The sequence below is a fragment of the Rhizobium sp. BK602 genome (genome assembly GCF_014195095.1).
Lineage (GTDB): Bacteria > Pseudomonadota > Alphaproteobacteria > Rhizobiales > Rhizobiaceae > Rhizobium.
In genome coordinates, this window is record NZ_JACIBC010000006.1 from 539,174 (window position 1) to 555,398 (window position 16,225).

Annotated in this window: 15 protein-coding genes; 8 read left to right on the plus strand and 7 right to left on the minus strand. The window is 60.1% G+C overall.

Annotation, left to right across the window (positions count from 1 at the left end):
- Window positions 1-38 precede the first annotated feature (38 nt).
- Window positions 39-416 (plus strand): cupin domain-containing protein, encoded by a 378-nt coding sequence (locus tag FHX11_RS21775; RefSeq protein ID WP_184360580.1) that lies wholly within the window; start codon window positions 39-41, stop codon window positions 414-416.
- 66 nt (window positions 417-482) lie between these two features.
- Here FHX11_RS21775 and FHX11_RS21780 read toward each other — a convergent pair whose 3' ends face one another.
- Window positions 483-2,165, minus strand: coding sequence for a phosphoethanolamine--lipid A transferase (locus tag FHX11_RS21780; RefSeq protein ID WP_184360583.1), 1,683 nt, complete (start codon window positions 2,163-2,165; stop codon window positions 483-485).
- Between the two features lie 225 nt (window positions 2,166-2,390).
- Between FHX11_RS21780 and FHX11_RS21785 the strand changes: the two genes are divergently transcribed.
- Window positions 2,391-2,801, plus strand: a complete 411-nt coding sequence (locus FHX11_RS21785; RefSeq protein ID WP_184360586.1) for a response regulator — start codon at window positions 2,391-2,393, stop codon at window positions 2,799-2,801.
- Between the two features lie 12 nt (window positions 2,802-2,813).
- On the opposite strand, the gene FHX11_RS21790 is transcribed toward FHX11_RS21785, so the two are convergent.
- The 3 genes from FHX11_RS21790 to FHX11_RS21800 form a co-directional block, all read right to left on the minus strand.
- Window positions 2,814-3,581, minus strand: a complete 768-nt coding sequence (locus FHX11_RS21790) for a phosphatase PAP2 family protein (protein WP_184360589.1) — start codon at window positions 3,579-3,581, stop codon at window positions 2,814-2,816.
- Between the two features lie 156 nt (window positions 3,582-3,737).
- A complete protein-coding gene (locus tag FHX11_RS21795) occupies window positions 3,738-4,115 on the minus strand; it encodes a VOC family protein (RefSeq protein ID WP_184360593.1) in 378 nt (125 codons plus the stop codon).
- Window positions 4,116-4,313: 198 nt separating this feature from the next.
- Window positions 4,314-5,714, minus strand: coding sequence for an MFS transporter (locus FHX11_RS21800; RefSeq protein WP_184360596.1), 1,401 nt, complete (start codon window positions 5,712-5,714; stop codon window positions 4,314-4,316).
- A 120-nt stretch (window positions 5,715-5,834) separates the two neighbouring features.
- Here FHX11_RS21800 and FHX11_RS21805 point away from each other — a divergent pair, with 120 nt between their 5' ends.
- A complete protein-coding gene (locus FHX11_RS21805) occupies window positions 5,835-6,830 on the plus strand; it encodes a LysR family transcriptional regulator (RefSeq protein WP_184360710.1) in 996 nt (331 codons plus the stop codon).
- 18 nt (window positions 6,831-6,848) lie between these two features.
- On the opposite strand, the gene pyrE is transcribed toward FHX11_RS21805, so the two are convergent.
- Window positions 6,849-7,364, minus strand: coding sequence for an orotate phosphoribosyltransferase (pyrE, locus tag FHX11_RS21810; RefSeq protein ID WP_184360599.1), 516 nt, complete (start codon window positions 7,362-7,364; stop codon window positions 6,849-6,851).
- Between the two features lie 123 nt (window positions 7,365-7,487).
- On the opposite strand from pyrE, the gene FHX11_RS21815 reads away from it, so the two are divergent.
- Window positions 7,488-8,000 carry a GNAT family N-acetyltransferase gene (locus FHX11_RS21815; protein ID WP_184360602.1) on the plus strand — a complete coding sequence of 171 codons (513 nt, stop codon included), beginning with the start codon at window positions 7,488-7,490 and terminating at the stop codon, window positions 7,998-8,000.
- A 10-nt stretch (window positions 8,001-8,010) separates the two neighbouring features.
- Here the strand turns inward: FHX11_RS21815 and FHX11_RS21820 are convergent, their stop codons facing one another.
- A complete protein-coding gene (locus FHX11_RS21820; protein ID WP_184360605.1) occupies window positions 8,011-8,886 on the minus strand; it encodes a LysR family transcriptional regulator in 876 nt (291 codons plus the stop codon).
- A 167-nt stretch (window positions 8,887-9,053) separates the two neighbouring features.
- On the opposite strand from FHX11_RS21820, the gene bla reads away from it, so the two are divergent.
- From bla to FHX11_RS21840, 4 genes are all read left to right on the plus strand, one after another.
- Window positions 9,054-9,965, plus strand: coding sequence for a class A beta-lactamase (bla, locus tag FHX11_RS21825; RefSeq protein ID WP_184360608.1), 912 nt, complete (start codon window positions 9,054-9,056; stop codon window positions 9,963-9,965).
- A 57-nt stretch (window positions 9,966-10,022) separates the two neighbouring features.
- Window positions 10,023-11,210: a class C beta-lactamase gene (gene ampC, locus FHX11_RS21830; RefSeq protein WP_184360611.1), complete on the plus strand. Its 1,188-nt coding sequence runs from the start codon at window positions 10,023-10,025 to the stop codon at window positions 11,208-11,210.
- A gap of 690 nt (window positions 11,211-11,900) precedes the next feature.
- Window positions 11,901-12,680: a hypothetical protein gene (locus FHX11_RS21835; protein WP_184360614.1), complete on the plus strand. Its 780-nt coding sequence runs from the start codon at window positions 11,901-11,903 to the stop codon at window positions 12,678-12,680.
- A 133-nt stretch (window positions 12,681-12,813) separates the two neighbouring features.
- Window positions 12,814-13,572, plus strand: a complete 759-nt coding sequence (locus FHX11_RS21840; RefSeq protein ID WP_246781100.1) for a hypothetical protein — start codon at window positions 12,814-12,816, stop codon at window positions 13,570-13,572.
- A 253-nt stretch (window positions 13,573-13,825) separates the two neighbouring features.
- On the opposite strand, the gene FHX11_RS29975 is transcribed toward FHX11_RS21840, so the two are convergent.
- On the minus strand, window positions 13,826-16,006 hold the full coding sequence (locus FHX11_RS29975; protein WP_184360617.1) for an SEC-C metal-binding domain-containing protein: 2,181 nt from the start codon (window positions 16,004-16,006) through the stop codon (window positions 13,826-13,828).
- Between the last annotated feature and the right edge of the window lie 219 nt (window positions 16,007-16,225).

Here is a 16,225-nt window from a genome sequence, read left to right on the forward strand (position 1 = left end):
TCTTTGGCAAGGCCGCCGTAGTGATAGGGAGGAAAATCATGACGGAGCTAAAAAAGGTCAATCTCGCAAAGGCTTTCGCGGCCCTTCACGAGACCTGGAGCCCGAGGATCGGTGGCGATATCAACGATTTCCAGATCAAGCTCGTCAAGCTGGATGGTGCCTTCCACTGGCACCATCATGAAGAGGAGGATGAGCTTTTCCTCGTCGTCAAAGGGACGCTGCGGATGAAACTGCGGGAGGAGAGGGGCGGTGATGTCGTCCTCGGTCCCGGCGACTATATCATCGTGCCGCATGGCGTCGAGCATTGTCCCGTCGCCGAGCCGACATGCGAGGTCGTGCTCCTGGAACGGAACACGACGCTCAACACCGGCAACGTCGAAAACGAGCGCACCGTGCGCCAGCCGGCGCGGCTTTGAGCCGGGCGTGTTGAATGGTGGGTTCGCGCCTGCGATCCCGCCATTCGGTTGGCCGGCCTGCTGCCGTCAGTTTGCTTGCGCGAGCTTGTTTGCCGAGCGGCGGCAGGCGGAGAACACGTCCAGACTGGGATCGTAGACCTTCGTCGCCACGTCCATCATGCCGAGGACGCTGTGGAAGATGTTGTCGTGCGAATGGCTGCCCGCGCTCGCCTGTTTCGCGACACAGACCATATCGTAGCCGGCGGTCTTCGCCAGATCGTCGGCCATCCAGACGAGGAAGGGCACATGGATTTGCTCCGGCGGGGCGATCATATAGGGCGTGCCGTGCAGATAGATGCCGTTCTCGCCAAGCGACTCGCCGTGATCCGAGAAATACATGACGGCGCCGGATATCGAGCCGGAGCGCTGCTTCAATTTGTCGATCACCGTCGAGACGATATGATCCGTGTAGAGGATCGTATTGTCATAGGCATTGTTGATCTCTTCCTGGCTGCATTTGCCGAAATCATTGGCACGGCAATCGGGCGTGAAGCGGCGGAATTCCTCCGGATAGCGCTGATAGTAGGCCGGGCCGTGGCTACCGAGCTGATGCAGCACGAGGACGCTGTCGCCCTTGATATGATCCAGCCAGTTGTCGACCTTGTCGACCAGGATGGCGTCGAGACATTCGCCGTCCTTGCAGAAGCGTGGATCGGCCGAGGTCGGCAGGTAGGTGTAGGAAACGCGATCGGTGACGTTGTAGCTGCCGGTATCGTTGTCCAGCCAGGTCACGTCGACCTTGGCGTGGGTGAGGACGTCGAGCAGGTTCTGTGTTTCGAGACCCTTGCGATGGCTATATTGCGCCCGCGTATAGACGGAGAACAGGCAGGGGATGGATGTCGCCGTCGCCGTTCCGCAGCTCGTGGTGTCCGGGAAATAGACGACGTTCTGCTTCGCCAATTCCGGATTGGTCGGCCTGCCGTAACCGCCGAGCGAGAAATTCTGCGCGCGCGCGGTTTCGCCGGCGACGATGATCGTGACGCGAGGCTTGCCGTTGTCGACGGCGCCGACCCTGTGCGCGTCCGTCCCAAGCGGTGCTGCGACGACATTCGCGTTTCTCTGGGAATCGATGACGTAGCGCACGGCGCTGGTGATCGGCATCACCGGGTTGAGGGTGTCCATGAGATCGCGATGGGCCCGGCCGACGCCGGCGAAGGTCTTGTAATAGCTGGTGCCGGCCACGATGAAGACCGCCACGCAGGCAAGGATGACCGCGGTATTATGGACGAGCTTCCAGAGAATGGGGCGATGCACGATACGCACCCAGATGATGACCAGCGAGGGCAGGATGCCGGTCAGCAGCACATGCATGGCGAAACGCGGCGTGATCAGATGCCCAGCCTCGGCACCCGTCGAGACGGCGGCGTTGCGGATCATTTCCTTGTCGATGGTCACTCCGAACTGATCGTTGAACCAGGAGGAGACCGCCGCAACCAGAATGAAGAAGATGAGCGTCGGTTTGGTGACGTATTTGGCGGAGAAAAAGGTGAAAAGCGCCATGATGGCTGCGGAGATGCCGAGGACGAAGGCGATAAAGGCAGTGGGTTCGGCCGTGAAATAACCGTATGCCCTGGTCCAGAACATGCTGTTTGTCACAAGAAGTATATAAAGCGTGGTTATAAGGCAAAGCGTGACGCTGCCGATTGCTGGCCGGATGCTTCGTCCGCCAGGCTGATTATTTATGTCGTTCAAAGGTTTTCTCCAAGGCATTCCCGGCCATGGGGCCGGAAAGCCGCACGCCGTGGCGCACCGGCCGCAGCTCGACTGTTGAGCGCGCGACCATGCCCACCGTTTCCTGACATTTACCTGAACAACCTTTCCCTGTGAACCGCTATCCCATTTTGCTTCCACGCGCATTTTGCCGCGTCGTCGCGTCGGTTCAGGTCGCCGTCAGCAATCCCGATCATAGCATCCCTTTCGAATGGGGAAGCAGGCGTGCGGGTTCTATTGGTCGAAGACGATATCACCATCGGCAATGCGGTGCAGGATCATCTGCGCGCCGAGGGCTTTGCCGTCGACTGGTCGACGGATCTGAGGTCCGCACGGACGGCGGTCGCCGCCAGCCTCTACGATGTGATTCTCCTCGATCTGCGCCTGCCCGATGGAAGTGGATTGGAGCTCTTGCGCTCCATGGGCGCACGGGCAGGGGCGACGCCCGTGATCATTCTGTCGGCCTATGACCAGATTTCCGATCGGATGAACGGGATGGATATCGGCGCGGTCGATTATCTCGTGAAGCCGTTCGGGCTCGCCGAACTCACCGCGCGTGTCCGCAAGGCAATTGCCGGTGTCGGCAACGGGAAGGCGGGTGGTCGCCGGCCGCGCCGTCTTCCGGAAGCCGGCTGAACCAGTCTGATTTCATGCGGGCTGCGGCGATCTGGAGCTCCAGAGCCCGAACGCGGTCAGCACGGCGGCAAAGATCACCAGCGACGAGAGCCAGCCGAGGACGGCGTCGGACAGATAATGCGCGCCGGTGAGAACGCGCATGGTCGGCATCAACAGGGATATGACGGCAAGCGGCAGGCCCAGCGGCAGCCGCCAGCGCGGCGGCAGCAGCAGGACGAGACAGAGAAGCCAGCCAGCCGAGGCCGATTCGCCGGAGATGAAGGAGCAGTTTCTGAGGCATTTGCCGGCGAAGGAGCCGGCCTGGACAAAATCCAGCGCCCCGCCGAACAGATCGGTGCTGCGGGGACGCGGCCGGCCCGAATAGGCCTTCAGGATGAGGTTGACGATAAGACCGCAGCCGAGCGTCAGCGACACCAGCGCGGCGATGCATCGGTCGACCAGCGGCGTTCGCCAGAATGCCCCATGGCGTTTCCACGAGAGGACGGGGATCGCGAGCAGGACCAGCACCGCGATGTAGGGCAGGGCGAGCGTGATGGTGCGCAGAAATGTGAACAGCGGGTTCCGGTCATAGGCAAACATGCCGCAGATCTCGTCTGCGGGACTGCCGGGGTCGCAAGGCATACCGGTGAAGGCGGCGCGGGCGACGGAAAGATCGACCTGCGGGAACCTGTTGAAGAAGAGCAGCAGCAGCCACCAGGCCGCGAACAGTGCGAGAAAGGATAGGAGGGGTTTGCTGAGGGAGGTCGTGCGTTTCGGGTATGCAACGGAGTCATTGTACATCGGGAAACGCGGCCTTCCGTCATCGAATGCAAGATCGGACGGAGATCGCAAGCGCCTGCGCAACGGCGCGGCCGATCCCGCCTCGCCATTCATTTATGACAGAAGCCTGACAGCAGCCTGAAACATCAGATGGTTATGGGACGGGGTGCGCGGTGATTACGCGTCGGTCTGGAAATAGGCCTCGAGGCGATAGCCGTCGGGGTCGATGATGAAGGCGGCATAATAGAACTGGCTATAATCCGGCCGGATGCCCGGCTTGCCATTGTCCTCGCCGCCCTGGGCAAGGCTGGTGGCATGGAAGGCATCCACCGCTTCCCGGCTTGGCGCGACGAAACAGAAATGCAGGCCGGAGCCGCGATCCGCCGGCACGGGGCGCTCCACTTCGCTCACCCAGAACTGCGGCCGCTCGGTGCCGTAGCCGACTGTGCCGTCGAAATTTGAGAGCCGCTCATAGCCGAGAGGTGCCAAGGCGGCATCGTAGAACTGCCGGGATCTCTCCAGACTTTTGACGCCGATCGAGATGTGGTCGAACATGGGTGAAGTCTCCCCTTGCCTGTTTGCCGCCTGATGCATTCCCGGCCGGACGGCATGCGGTCCCTTGGAGCCGGGGTTTCAGCGTTGCTTTCAGCATCTTGCAACGTCGGTGTGAAGTCAATGAATAGCAAGGGCGTTGAGAGGGGCGGGCGCCATTGCTCATACCCGCGCCGATCCGGCGCGGGTATGAGGGGCAGACTATTCTGCCGCCTGGTAGGCATCCGGACGTGCCGTGGCGCCGCGCGGGCCCATGGCCGCCAGAACAGTGATCGCCGTTGCCAGGGCCGCGACGAAGGCGGTGCCGGCGATGTAGGAATCCCAGCCGAACCCCGGAGCCGCGCTGAAGATGGCCGATGCCGCCGCCAGCACGATGCCGCCGCCGATCTGGAAGGAGGCGAACAGCATGCCGGAGGCCAGGCCCGACTGATCGTCGGCGACGTCGGCAAGTGCGGCGACCTGTACGGACGGATAGGTCATGGCGTAGCCGAGACCGAGCACGATCTGGGAGATGCCGACGAGCACGATCGTATCGATATGCCCGGCCGAGATCGCCCAGAAGACATAGCTGGCGGCCTGCAGGGCGACGCCGAGCGTCATCAGCCCGGTGGTGCCCCGGTTTTGTCCGATCGTTGCAAAGCGAGGTGCCAGGAACATCACGCAGATACCGCCAATGGCGAAGGAGAAGCCGGTGGCGAAAGCCGACCAGCCCACGACGGTCTGGTAATAGAGCGTGGCGGTGAATTGGAAGCCGACATAGGCACCCTGGAACAGGGCGGCGACGGCGTTGGCATGGCTGAGCTTGGGTCGGCGGAACATGGCAAGCGGCACCATCGGATCGCTATGACGGGACTCCACCAGCAGGAAGAGCAGGATCAGGACCAGAGCGGCCGCCAGCGCTCCCCAGGTGGGAAAGGCCCGCCAACCATCGGCAGCGGCGTTGGTGACGCCGAAGACGAACAGCAGCAGTCCGGGTGTTATCGTCAGCGCACCGGCCCAGTCGAAGCGGGCGCGTGGGCCGCTTCGCTTGTGATCGGCAGGCAGGACGAAGGGGGCGACAATCAGCGCGAGGATGGCGACGGGTGCGCCCATGACCAGGGTCGCGCGCCAACTGACGATGGTTGCCGCCCCGCCCAGTACCATGCCGAGTACGAATCCGGCCGCACCCGTCGAGGAGAATACGCCGAGCGCCTTGGCGCGAGCGTTGCCCTCTCCGAAGACGGAGAGCAGCAGGGCAAGTGCTGCCGGCGCGGTGAAGGCTGCGGCTATGCCCTTGATCAGGCGGGCGGCAATCAGCGTCGGCGCGCTGTCGACGAAGCCGCCGGCGATGCTGGCGGCGGCGAAGATGCCGAGCGACCAGAGGAACACGCGGCGATGGCCGAAAAGATCGGCGACACGGCCGCCCAGCAACAGAAAGCCGCCATAGCCGAGCACATAGGCGCTGACCGCCCATTGCAGCGATGTCGCCTGCATGCCGAGCTCCGTCTGGATGGCGGGCAGGGCCACGCCGATGGTGGAGACATCCATGGCATCCAGGAAGTTGGCGGCGCAGAGCAGCAGCAATGCCAGCCCCGCTCCGCCTTTGGATTGGGAGAGAGTCATCGGATCGTTCCTTCCTATGCTGCCGCCTCTCGGGAGGTTGGCGGGCGGCAGGGAACGAGAAAATGTACAGCTTCCAATCCTATTGCAAATTGATAGTAACCATGTCAGGTATTACTGGTGATGATAAATGATGCGACGCTCCGAAAGATCGACCTCAATCTGCTGCTCGCCTTTTCCGTGCTGATGCAGGAGCGGAACGTGAGCCGTGCCGCCGAGCGCCTGCTGCTGGGACAGCCCGGCCTGTCGGCGGCCTTGCGGCGGCTGCGCGAGACGCTGGATGACGAATTGTTCGTGCGCGTCGGACGCGGGTTGCAGCCGACGCCGCGTGCGCTTTCGATCGCGCCCGCCATCGAGGATGCGCTATCGGGCATCGAGCGGGCCATCCGGCCGCCGGTCGCTTTCGATCCGGCGAACTGGCAGGGCGAGTTCCGCATCGGCATGTGCGACAATCTCGAATCGGCTTTCTTCGGGCCTTTGGTCGCGCGGCTGCGCGAGTTGGCGCCGGGAGCACGCCTGATCGGCGTGGCGTTCGACAAGCGTGATGCCGCGCGTCTCCTGGACGAGGGGGCCTATGATTTCAGCATCTCCGTACATGACGAGCCCGCCTCCTGGCATATTCGAGCGCCGCTGTTCGAGCAGGCTTCGCTATGCATCTACGACGCCCGGCATCTGAAGCGCATGCCGCCGCTCAGCCTGCGGGATTTTGCGGCTGCGCCGCATATTACCGTATCCCTTGACGGCAGCACATCCAGCGGTATCGATGTCGCTCTCGCCCGTCTTGGACATCGCCGCCAGGTGGTGGCGACGGTCCCGCGTTTTTCTGCCCTGCCGACGACGTTGCGAGCCATGCCGGCCGTCGCGACGATCCCGGAATCGATCGCCCGCTGCATGGCGCAACTGCATGATCTGACTGTTTCCGAGCTTCCCCTCGATCTGCCGGTCGATTCGGTGACGATGCTCTACCGCCGTATCGACCAGGCTGATAGCAGGGCCTTGTGGTTTCGCCGATTGTTCGTGGAAGTGGTAGGAGAGGCGCTTCAGGAATCCGGATGCCGCATGGGTGTTTCCAAGGCTGCCTGCTGCTACGAACCGGCACCCTTGGCCGAAGCCATATGATGCTTGAGGGTCGCGGCTCTATCGCAACTGCGATGCCAGCAGCGCCGGGAGGACAGGCAGGCCAGGCAAGCCGGGAATGGCGGGCTCGCCGTTTCCTCGCCAGATCGCGCAAACGACCGCAAGAATATCGGCTCCTTCGGCGCTGACCAGCCTCGCCGCATCGACAACCGCGCCGCCGGTGGTGATCACGTCCTCGATGAAGGTGACTTTCTTGCCCTTGATATCAAGGCCTTCCACGGCCTTGCAGGTGCCGTAGCTCTTTGCCTCCTTGCGGATGAATGCGGCCGGCAACCCGCTTTCCAGCGACATTGCCGTAGCGATCGGAATGCCGCCCAGTTCCAGCCCGGCGAGCACCTCGGTATCACCAGGCAGAAGCTGCAACATGCGTCGCGCTATGCGGCGCAAAAGGGCCGGGTCGGATTCGAATCGGTATTTGTCGAAATATTCGTTCGAGACCTGGCCGGATCGCAGCGTGAAAGTCCCATGGATGCGCGCAATCGCATTGACATCGGTGCCCAGCAGGTCGTCGCTCATGATCATCTCCCAATCCTTGTTCCCGTTCGATTTACATAATCCAAGGAAGACCGCAAAGTGTTCGTCGCAATTTCCATCTGCCGCATCGGATCTCTTGTTCGGGCGGGATTGCCAGGGTGAGCCATGACTGATCGCATTCGACGCACGAAACGCCTGCGCCTGCGGATGCCGGCGCAGACGGATCTCGGCTTCGTGACCGCGCTGTTCGCCCGGTGGGAACTGGTCGCGCACCGGCCCGATCCGACGCCGGATACGCCGGAAGAGAGCGCCCGGCGCCTGTCCCGCGATATCGAGCATTGGCACAGCCATGGATTCGGGCGCTGGGCGGTGGAGGCGGACGGAAGCCTCATCGGCTTCGGCGGCGTGACTGTCTCGAAGGAGTTCGAGGGATTGAACCTTTCCTATCATCTGCATCCGGATAGCTGGGGCAGGGGCTATGCGACGGAACTCGTCGGCCAGGTGCTGGACATCGCCTTCAACGAGCTGGAGGCCAAGCGGGTGATCGGCCTGGTGCGCCCCGTCAATACGGCTTCGGGGAAGGTTCTGGAAAAATGCGGTTTTGTTTTCGAGCGTGAGTTCATGCTGCATGGCGCCCCGACCAATCTCTTCGCGCTGACGGCGGACGGCCGAAACTAGCCGAGCCCGGTTAAGGCAGCTCTTCGATTTCCGCCATCAGCCATTGCCGAAAGGCTTGCATGGACGCGGTTTCAGCGCGGGATTTCAGCCGTGTCAGCCAATAGCTGCCGGTCAGCACCGTGATCTCGAACGGCTGGACGATCCGGCCTGCGGCGATCTCCTCAGAGAACATGGCGACCGGGACGAGCGCGACGCCGACGCCGCGCGCGGCGGCCTCGACTAGCGTCAGGGACGAATCGAACATCCAGCCGCGCAGATTGGGCGGGGCGACGCCTGCCGCCCTGAACCAGAGCGGCCATTCGTCGACCCGGTAGGATCGCAAAAGCTCGACATTGGCCAGATCCGCCGGCGTGCGAAGTCCCTCGCTCAAGGCGGGCGTGCACACCGGGGAAAGGGGCGCATCCATCAGATGGATCGCTTCCGTCCCATGCCAGGCGCCGTCGCCGAAGCGCAGGAAGAAATCGAGACCGTCGATCAGCATGTCGGCGCGGTTGTTGTTTGTTTTCAGGCGCAGATCCACATGGGGATGCCGCCTCTTAAACGAAGCAAGGCGCGGCAGCAGCCAGCCGATCGCGAAGGTGCCGACAACGCCGACGGTCAGGATCTCGTCGAAATTGCCTTCCTCGAGCTGGCTGAGCGTTGCGCTCATGCGGCGGAAGGCGTCGGTCAGCACCGGCAGCAAGGCATGGCCTTCGTCGGTCAGCGCCAGGCCGCGCGGCAGGCGCTTGAACAGGGTGACGCCCAGCACATCCTCGAGCGCCTTGACCTGGTGGCTGATGGCCGTTTGCGTGACCCGAAGCTCCAGCCCGGCCCGCGTGAAACTGCAATGCCGCGCCGAGGCTTCGAAGACGCGCAGGGCGTTCAGCGGCAGCTGCGAAATGTCCATTGTCCCTTTAGCCCAAGTTTTTCTCATGTCTAAGCTCAGAATTGATCGTTTGTCTAGGCCAAGACGCATCGTCATAGTCTGCGTCAAGAGAGCAGGTGGATCGGGCGAGGTCGGCCCGACAAGGCCGCGGCTCTCCTTCCAACACCAACCCGAAATGGATGACAGGAATGACGATGTTATTGTCACGCCGGCAGGCCTTTGCCGGCAGTTTGCTCACTATTCCGGCCCTTGCGGCATTCGATGCCGAGGGCAATGCCCAGGATGGCCGGGCTCCGGACATAGAGGCCGCCAAGGCTCGGCTGGCCGAGCTGGAGCGCAGGCATGCGGGCCGCATCTGCGTCAGCATTCTCGATCTCGGAAACGGCAAGCGCCTCGATCATCGCGGGGACGAGCGCATCCTCATGTGCAGCACCTTCAAGGCCCTCGCGGCGGCCTTCGTCCTTGCGCGGGTCGACAAGGGCGAGGAGAAACTCGACCGGCGCGTCACCTTCACGGAGAAGGATCTGGTGAAATCCGGATCGCCGGTGACCGAGGCGCATGTCGGCGCGCCCGGCATGACCGTTGCCGAACTCTGCGACGCCGCCGTGACGCGGAGCGACAACACGGCCGGGAACCTCCTGCTTGAGAGCTTCGGCGGGCCGGAAGCGTTGACCGCCTTCTGCCGCAGCCTTGGTGATGAGGTTTCGCGTCTCGACCGTACCGAGACCGAACTCAACTACCATGACGGCCCCGATGACATCCGCGACACCACCTCGGCCGGCGCCATGCTCGAGACCTTGCGAAAGCTGCTTTTTACCGAGGTGTTGTCCGGGGCGTCGCGCTCGCAGTTGGCGGCATGGCTGATCCTCAACAAGACCGGAGACGCGCGGCTGCGCGCCGGCGTGCCGAAAACCTGGCTGGCGGGTGACAAGACCGGCACCAACGGCGACAAGGACGGCAATGCCAATGATGTCGCCATTCTGTGGCCGCCGGACCGGGCGCCGATCATCGTCACGGCCTTCTGCGAGATCCCCGCGATCGCCGCCGACGAACGCAACGCTGTCATCGCCGAGATCGGCCGGATCGCGGCGCAGATTTGAGACGTCGCCAGCCACTCCCTTCCATGTTCGCCACCCCTAACAGGATTTGTCCGCGTGATGAAAACAATGTCTTTTCCGAAGCTTGGCGTGATCGCCGCCTCTCTTTTTCTATCAAGCAATGTCCATGCCGCCGATGGCGTCGATCAGGCCCGGCTTGAGCGCACCGTGAATGAAGCTATCCGTCCCATCATGGCCAAAAGCGGCGTGCCTGGGATGGCGATAGGGGTTACCGTGGAGGGGAGGCGGCACGTCTTCAATTACGGCGTCGCTTCGCGGGAAAGCGGGCAGAAGGTCAGCGACGAGACGCTGTTCGAGATCGGCTCGATCAGCAAGACCTTCACGGCAACGCTGGCATCCTATGCCGCGACGCGCGGAACGCTCTCCTTTTCCGACAAGGCGAGCCAATATATGCCGGCGCTTGCCGGCAGCAGCTTCGACAAGATCAGCCTGCTCGACCTCGGCACCTATACGGCGGGCGGACTGCCGCTGCAATTTCCCGACGATGTGACCGATCAGGACAGGATGATCGCCTATTACAGGACCTGGCGCCCGGCCTATGCGCCGGGCACTCATCGGCTCTATTCCAACCCGAGCATCGGCCTGTTCGGTCATCTCGCCGCCGCCAGCATGGGCGAGTCCTTCGATGCGCTGATGGAGCGGACGATTTTTCCGGGCCTCGGCCTCAGCCACACCTACATCCGCGTGCCCGGCGATCAGATGGGCAATTATGCCTATGGCTATTCGACGGCCGGCAAGCCCAGGCGCGTGACGCCGGGCGTGCTTGATGCGGAAGCCTATGGCGTGAAGACGACGGCGACCGACATGCTGCGTTTCCTCGAGGTCAATATGGACGCCTCGAAGCTGGACGGGACGCTGCGCAGCGCAATCGCCGCCACGCATGTCGGCTATTATCGCATCGGCGATATGAGGCAGGGGCTGGGCTGGGAAAGTTATGCCTATCCGATCGGCCTTGACCGGCTGCTGGCAGGGAATTCCAGCCACATGTCGCGCAATGCCAACAAGGCGGGCAAGCTCGTTCCGCCGCAGGCGCCGCATGGCGAGATGCTGTTCAACAAGACCGGCTCGACCAGCGGCTTTGCAGCCTATGCCGTCTTCATTCCTAGCCGCAGCATCGGCATCGTCATCCTGGCCAACAAAAACTATCCCATTCCGGAGCGTATCGAGGCGGCCTACCGCATCCTGGCGGCGCTGGACGACCGGCTCGGTGCGAAAAGGGCCGACTGACGATCGACGAGATGAAAAGACCTTCCACGCGCCTCTGGCAAGCGTGGAAGGTCCGTCAATCGGCAGATATCATGCGGCACGACCGGCCGCTGTCAGTCTGGGAGGTTCTGCTATCGCCTGCGGGAAACCGCTACGGGCGCGCTCGCCTGGGAGGCGTCCACGCTGTTGAAGAGCTCCTGGATGATCTGAGTGATGTGCTCGGGGGAGGTCCCCTTGGCACGTTCCTCTTCAATCCGGCGTCTGACCAACATTTCCAAATCTGTCATGTCTATCACCTCATCTATCCGGCGCGGGGGAAATGTCGCTCTCAACGCGGCAAGAGGCAAGTTACAGTTTTTTCATGGTTCTGACCGGCGGGTGCCGTGTTGCCGTCGCTGGACGGCATCTGCCCGGCTCATTTTCGCGATGAAGAGGTGCAATCGGTGCGGCCGAAAATTGCGCAAAGGTATGGCCAGGAATACTTCATCCGCGTCTCAGGATGGCAGTCCCATCCGTTTCCGTGCCGAATATACGTCGGAAATAGAAGACGATACCAAGAATATAAAAAATATACCTCATTGTTGTTGCTACAAAATTCCTTTCAAGGTGGAAATATCCAAAATAAGTTCGTGTTATTAAAGAAAAACGTCGTTGACGACAGTTTTGTCTTAACTTTTAATTGAATCTATATGGATGAGGGGAGGGACTAATATGGCTTCCGAATTCGTCGCTGCGACAGGTGTCGGCCAGCCGGCGGAGCCTGCCGACCCTCGCCAGCCTTCCGATTGCCGCGAATTGTCGGAAGAGGAGATTTCAGCGCTGGTGCAGGAGATCAATCGCGATGGATATGCCGTGCTTCCCCGCTATATCGCGCCCGCCGACATGGATGCCCTGCGCCAATTCGTGCGGGACAGGGTGACGGAGGCGGGCAATCGTTACACCATGCTGCGCGGCCCGGAACCTGTCGCCGAAACCGTACTCGGCAGGATGGCATCCTCGCCGGCGCTCCGGCACATTTGTATGCGCGCTTATGAGATCGCAACATCGAGACCCGCGCCCGACCAGCCCTATTATCAGATCCTGCGATGCCTGACCGGGAGCACGGGCCGCAAGCATTCCATGGTGTTTCACTTCGATTCCTACGTTCTGACCGTGCTCCTGCCCATCGAGGTGCCGAGCGGAAAGGACAGCGGCGAACTCATCGTCCTGCCGAACTTCCGGCGCGTCAGACGCTGGTATGCCAGCAATCTCGTCGACAAGGTCCTGCTCGACAATCCGCTCACGCAATGGGGTCTGCGCAGCCTGGCGAAATCGCTCCCGGATTGGTTTCTGCGCATCTCCATGGTGCCCGGAGACCTCTATTTCTTCTGGGGTTATCGCTCGATCCACACGAACGCTCCCTGCGACCCGGACAAGATCAGGGCCACGGCGCTGTTTCACTATGCCGACCCGCATCGAGGGAGCAGGTTGAGGGCGTGGTTGGGGCGGTAGGCCAAGCGGCGAGGCGATGTCTGGTCGGGAAATGGCAAGCCCGATGGGAGCGAGCCCAAAGGGCGGAATTGAAGATATGCGAGAGCTTATGTCTGCAACTATTGCGATTGTTTGATGGGCGAATGGGGCGATTATGAAAACAAGATTCTTTGTCGTTTTATTTCCGATACTTGTTTCGGGCTGTGCTGATGTCGCCAGCCTGCAGGGGGCAAAAAGATATCAGAGCAGCGTCGAATCCGCATCGTACGATCAAATAAAGATGCAGCTTTCGAAAGCGATCGACGATCCCTACGCGGTTCCGGCGTTCGCGAATATCTCCGGCGCCAGCCTCAAATATGACAGCTCATTGAGCGCTTCTCCAAAACGGACATTCGCACCTGCGGGTGTCACCAGTGAGGTTGCATTGAGTGTCGGGTCTTTTTCCAGCTCTTCAACGCTTTCGGTGACGCCAGTCAATAGCGCCAAAGCCGTTCAAGTCATGCGCGATCTCTACGCAAACGCCGTAAATGGCGACCCAATTCGGCCTGAGGATCTGGCGGCGCTGACGATAAAGCCACCTCATCATGGCTGGCTATACCACAGCCGGGCCTCGACCCCGCCAGCCTCATGCTCGGCGGGTGGACTGCAATGCGTAACGTTGGGTCAATACGGAAAATATTGGCTGTTTTCGCAAGGAGGAAAGGCATATAGCGATTTCGCGCTTGCCGTACTCCAGGCAATGACGCTCACGGAATCGCAATCGGTCGCGGCGCAGCCTCCATCCGGAAAGAAGAATGCCGGCACGAAACCGACGCCATCCGCTTCGCGGCCATCCAATGTCCAGAAACGAATCCAAAGCGACGGTCTCATAACACCGATGTATGTGCCGCCAGTTATCCTGCAGCAGCAATGATTATAGGAAGCGTATCTGGCAGAAAATGGCGCGCAGGAGAGGATGAAACTGGGCACCTCTATGTCATTGTGACGCCTTTATAATTTATGAAACGCCGATCGCGTTGGCCAAAAGCAGACGACAGCGCGCCAGTTACGAATGACCGACTTGGGGCCGGAAGCGGACTGGCAGGTTTGTTTGTTCAGGAAGGATTTGCCAGTCGCCGCTGGCAGGTCTACGTAGGCGGTCAATAATGCCGCGTCCTTAATCGCAGCTATCGAGGCAAACAGCACTTCTTATACTTCAGCCCACTGCCGCACGAGCAAGGTTCGTTGCGCCCGACCTTTTGGGAAGCCCGCCCCATAGCCTCAAGCCGAACCGGCGCACGTCGCGGAAGTGTCGATAGAACCTTGTCCATAGCGATATTTTGCTTCCACGGCTCATTCAAAACAAGTGCATGTCTAATCCCAAGGTCTTCTGGGCGAAGGACGAGCCCGTACCAGCGATCGACTTTAAGATCGTACTTTTTCAATTGGCAGTGCTGAAGGATTTTCTGTTGCGCAATTTCATCCGGCAATGCGCTGAGATGAATTGTCAATCCGGCAGACTGATCCTCGAAGGGGAAAGTAAGATCTTTTGTTACATGCTCCTTCAACGCTGCTCGGATTTGGCTTTCAAGAGCCCGCGACACACCATCGGCTGTCTGGCCCGAAAGCTGTAGTATCCAAAGACCCAACTCGGTCAGTTCTGGGATTGTTGCTTCTTGAATCTGGTCGAGAATCGCTCCGGTACGCGTTCCGCGATACCGTGTCAGCACCCCTCTCACTTCAGGGCTGCCGGATACGCCTTGCCGCCGCACTGCCATTGCGACATCGACGTGTGCCGTGAAATCCTCCCCAAGATTGACCATGTCGTACTTGGGATCGAGCCAAAGATTGTTCCGAAGATGATAGGAAAACGGGATCAACTCATTGGTGATAAGAAGCTTGTCAAATGCCTGAGCCCGTAGATCGAGGTAGTTTAGGAATTGTAGCGGGGTATCAAGAAACTCAACGATGACATCGAGAGTGAACACGTCTGTCACCAGGGGAGGCTTGACAGAGCCTGTGGCGCGGACCTTCAGAAATTGACGGCTTTGGAAACTCAAGGCGGGATAGTGATCGGCCAGAACACAAACCGGGAAGACGACATCAATAGAATTGGGGAGCCTTACCTCAGCTCCGGACGGATCTCGAAATATGAATGCGTTGGGATTCTGCAGGGCCTCTGCACAGAGTAGCGCCTGATCGTATGCGTTTTCGACTGCCTTTTTAAAATCATCCCGTAGTGCGCGGTCATTGCCTTTCCGCGCCTCTAGCGTCAACCGTTTCGATTTAGCTTGCACGACGATCGCATGATTGCCGAACAGGACTAATGCGTCGGCTTCAGCATATCGATTCTTGCCGCGATAGATGTCGATGTTTCTCAGTACGCGAGCGTCGCCGAAAACGGCTCTGAGTCGATCGCTCGAATAGGTTTCGGTGAAGCTTCCTCGATGCGCTGTGGCGGTGGAACGATAGTCATCATCTGCCATCATCCAGAAAAATGGCGACTCATACAGCGATTCCTGAAGCTGATAGTGCTGAAGCAAGACATACGGGCCTTCAGCAAGGGACAGGATTGGCCGCACATTTGTTTCGTTAAATTCACTGATGCCTGTAAAAGGGGCATTGCGCTCGTAGCTCTCAAATCGAAAGGCCCGCAGGACAGCATCCACAGTCGCCGCGTCCAGCCCTGACTCGTCAACAATCTCCTTCGCAGTGAACATAAAAGCAGGCAGAAAGGTCCACTCATCAGGACTTTTTGCGCGCATTTCCTTGCGAAGCGAAGAAAGCTTGGAAATATGCCCTTTGCCAATCGCCTTTGTGACAGTTAGAGCATCGGCAATGCTGAAGCCTCGCTTGTCGACAAGCCAAGGATCGTCAGCACTGTACTTCGGAGCAGTCAGGCCCTCGTATTGGAAGTTGTATGCAGACTCTCCACCGTAAAAGATGGGCTCACGCATCGCGGCCCCATCATCGAATGGATCCCTACCTTCTGCGAGAAGCGCAGCCCAATCCTTTCCTCCAAAGAATGCGCCCGTCATCATTGCGTGATGAAGTTCTTTCATCAATGAATCTGTGCGTTCAACGTAGGTTTGCAGGACCTGTGGAGCCGGAAGCTCTAGCCCGATCGGCGCCCGAGCCATTAAGCCGATCAACGTGGAGATTTCACTGCGGAGAAGACTGGAGCCCTCATAGTGAGAATCCATGTCTTTTACGACCAGATTTTCACTGAACTTGATGAGGTTATCCCGAAAACAGAAGTACGCTATCGCATGAATATATCCGGGCGACGCACAGAGGGCGGCAATCTCTTGAAAAACCTCTGCCTCTGTACGGATAACGGGCTTTTCTTCAGCTACACTGCCCCCCATTTTCCCTCCCCAAAAAACTCACCTCGTACTATCCGAAGATGGCCCCTCTGCTTGGAAACTGCAAGAATGCAGAGCGCATGATGAAGCAAGCGGTTGGCATTGTATTAGGGGGCCACGCTTCGGGCTAGGCTGTGGTGACGAATTAACTATCTGAGCCAGATTGTTATGGCAGCGATGATGACGAATCCTCTGAAGTTAACGAGGAGTTTGTCGTATCGG

Excerpts from the sequence above, each read along its gene's own strand:
- FHX11_RS21815 (WP_184360602.1), top strand. The coding sequence starts at position 7,488 with ATGACTGATCGCATTCGACGCACGAAACGCCTGCGCCTGCGGATGCCG.
- FHX11_RS21790 (WP_184360589.1), bottom strand. The coding sequence starts at position 3,581 with ATGTACAATGACTCCGTTGCATACCCGAAACGCACGACCTCCCTCAGC.
- FHX11_RS29975 (WP_184360617.1), bottom strand. The coding sequence starts at position 16,006 with ATGGGGGGCAGTGTAGCTGAAGAAAAGCCCGTTATCCGTACAGAGGCA.
- FHX11_RS21805 (WP_184360710.1), top strand. The coding sequence starts at position 5,835 with ATGATAAATGATGCGACGCTCCGAAAGATCGACCTCAATCTGCTGCTC.
- FHX11_RS21835 (WP_184360614.1), top strand. The coding sequence starts at position 11,901 with ATGGCTTCCGAATTCGTCGCTGCGACAGGTGTCGGCCAGCCGGCGGAG.
- FHX11_RS21820 (WP_184360605.1), bottom strand. The coding sequence starts at position 8,886 with ATGGACATTTCGCAGCTGCCGCTGAACGCCCTGCGCGTCTTCGAAGCC.
- FHX11_RS21840 (WP_246781100.1), top strand. The coding sequence starts at position 12,814 with ATGAAAACAAGATTCTTTGTCGTTTTATTTCCGATACTTGTTTCGGGC.
- FHX11_RS21780 (WP_184360583.1), bottom strand. The coding sequence starts at position 2,165 with ATGCCTTGGAGAAAACCTTTGAACGACATAAATAATCAGCCTGGCGGA.
- FHX11_RS21795 (WP_184360593.1), bottom strand. The coding sequence starts at position 4,115 with ATGTTCGACCACATCTCGATCGGCGTCAAAAGTCTGGAGAGATCCCGG.
- ampC (WP_184360611.1), top strand. The coding sequence starts at position 10,023 with ATGAAAACAATGTCTTTTCCGAAGCTTGGCGTGATCGCCGCCTCTCTT.
- FHX11_RS21775 (WP_184360580.1), top strand. The coding sequence starts at position 39 with ATGACGGAGCTAAAAAAGGTCAATCTCGCAAAGGCTTTCGCGGCCCTT.
- pyrE (WP_184360599.1), bottom strand. The coding sequence starts at position 7,364 with ATGAGCGACGACCTGCTGGGCACCGATGTCAATGCGATTGCGCGCATC.
- bla (WP_184360608.1), top strand. The coding sequence starts at position 9,054 with ATGACGATGTTATTGTCACGCCGGCAGGCCTTTGCCGGCAGTTTGCTC.
- FHX11_RS21800 (WP_184360596.1), bottom strand. The coding sequence starts at position 5,714 with ATGACTCTCTCCCAATCCAAAGGCGGAGCGGGGCTGGCATTGCTGCTG.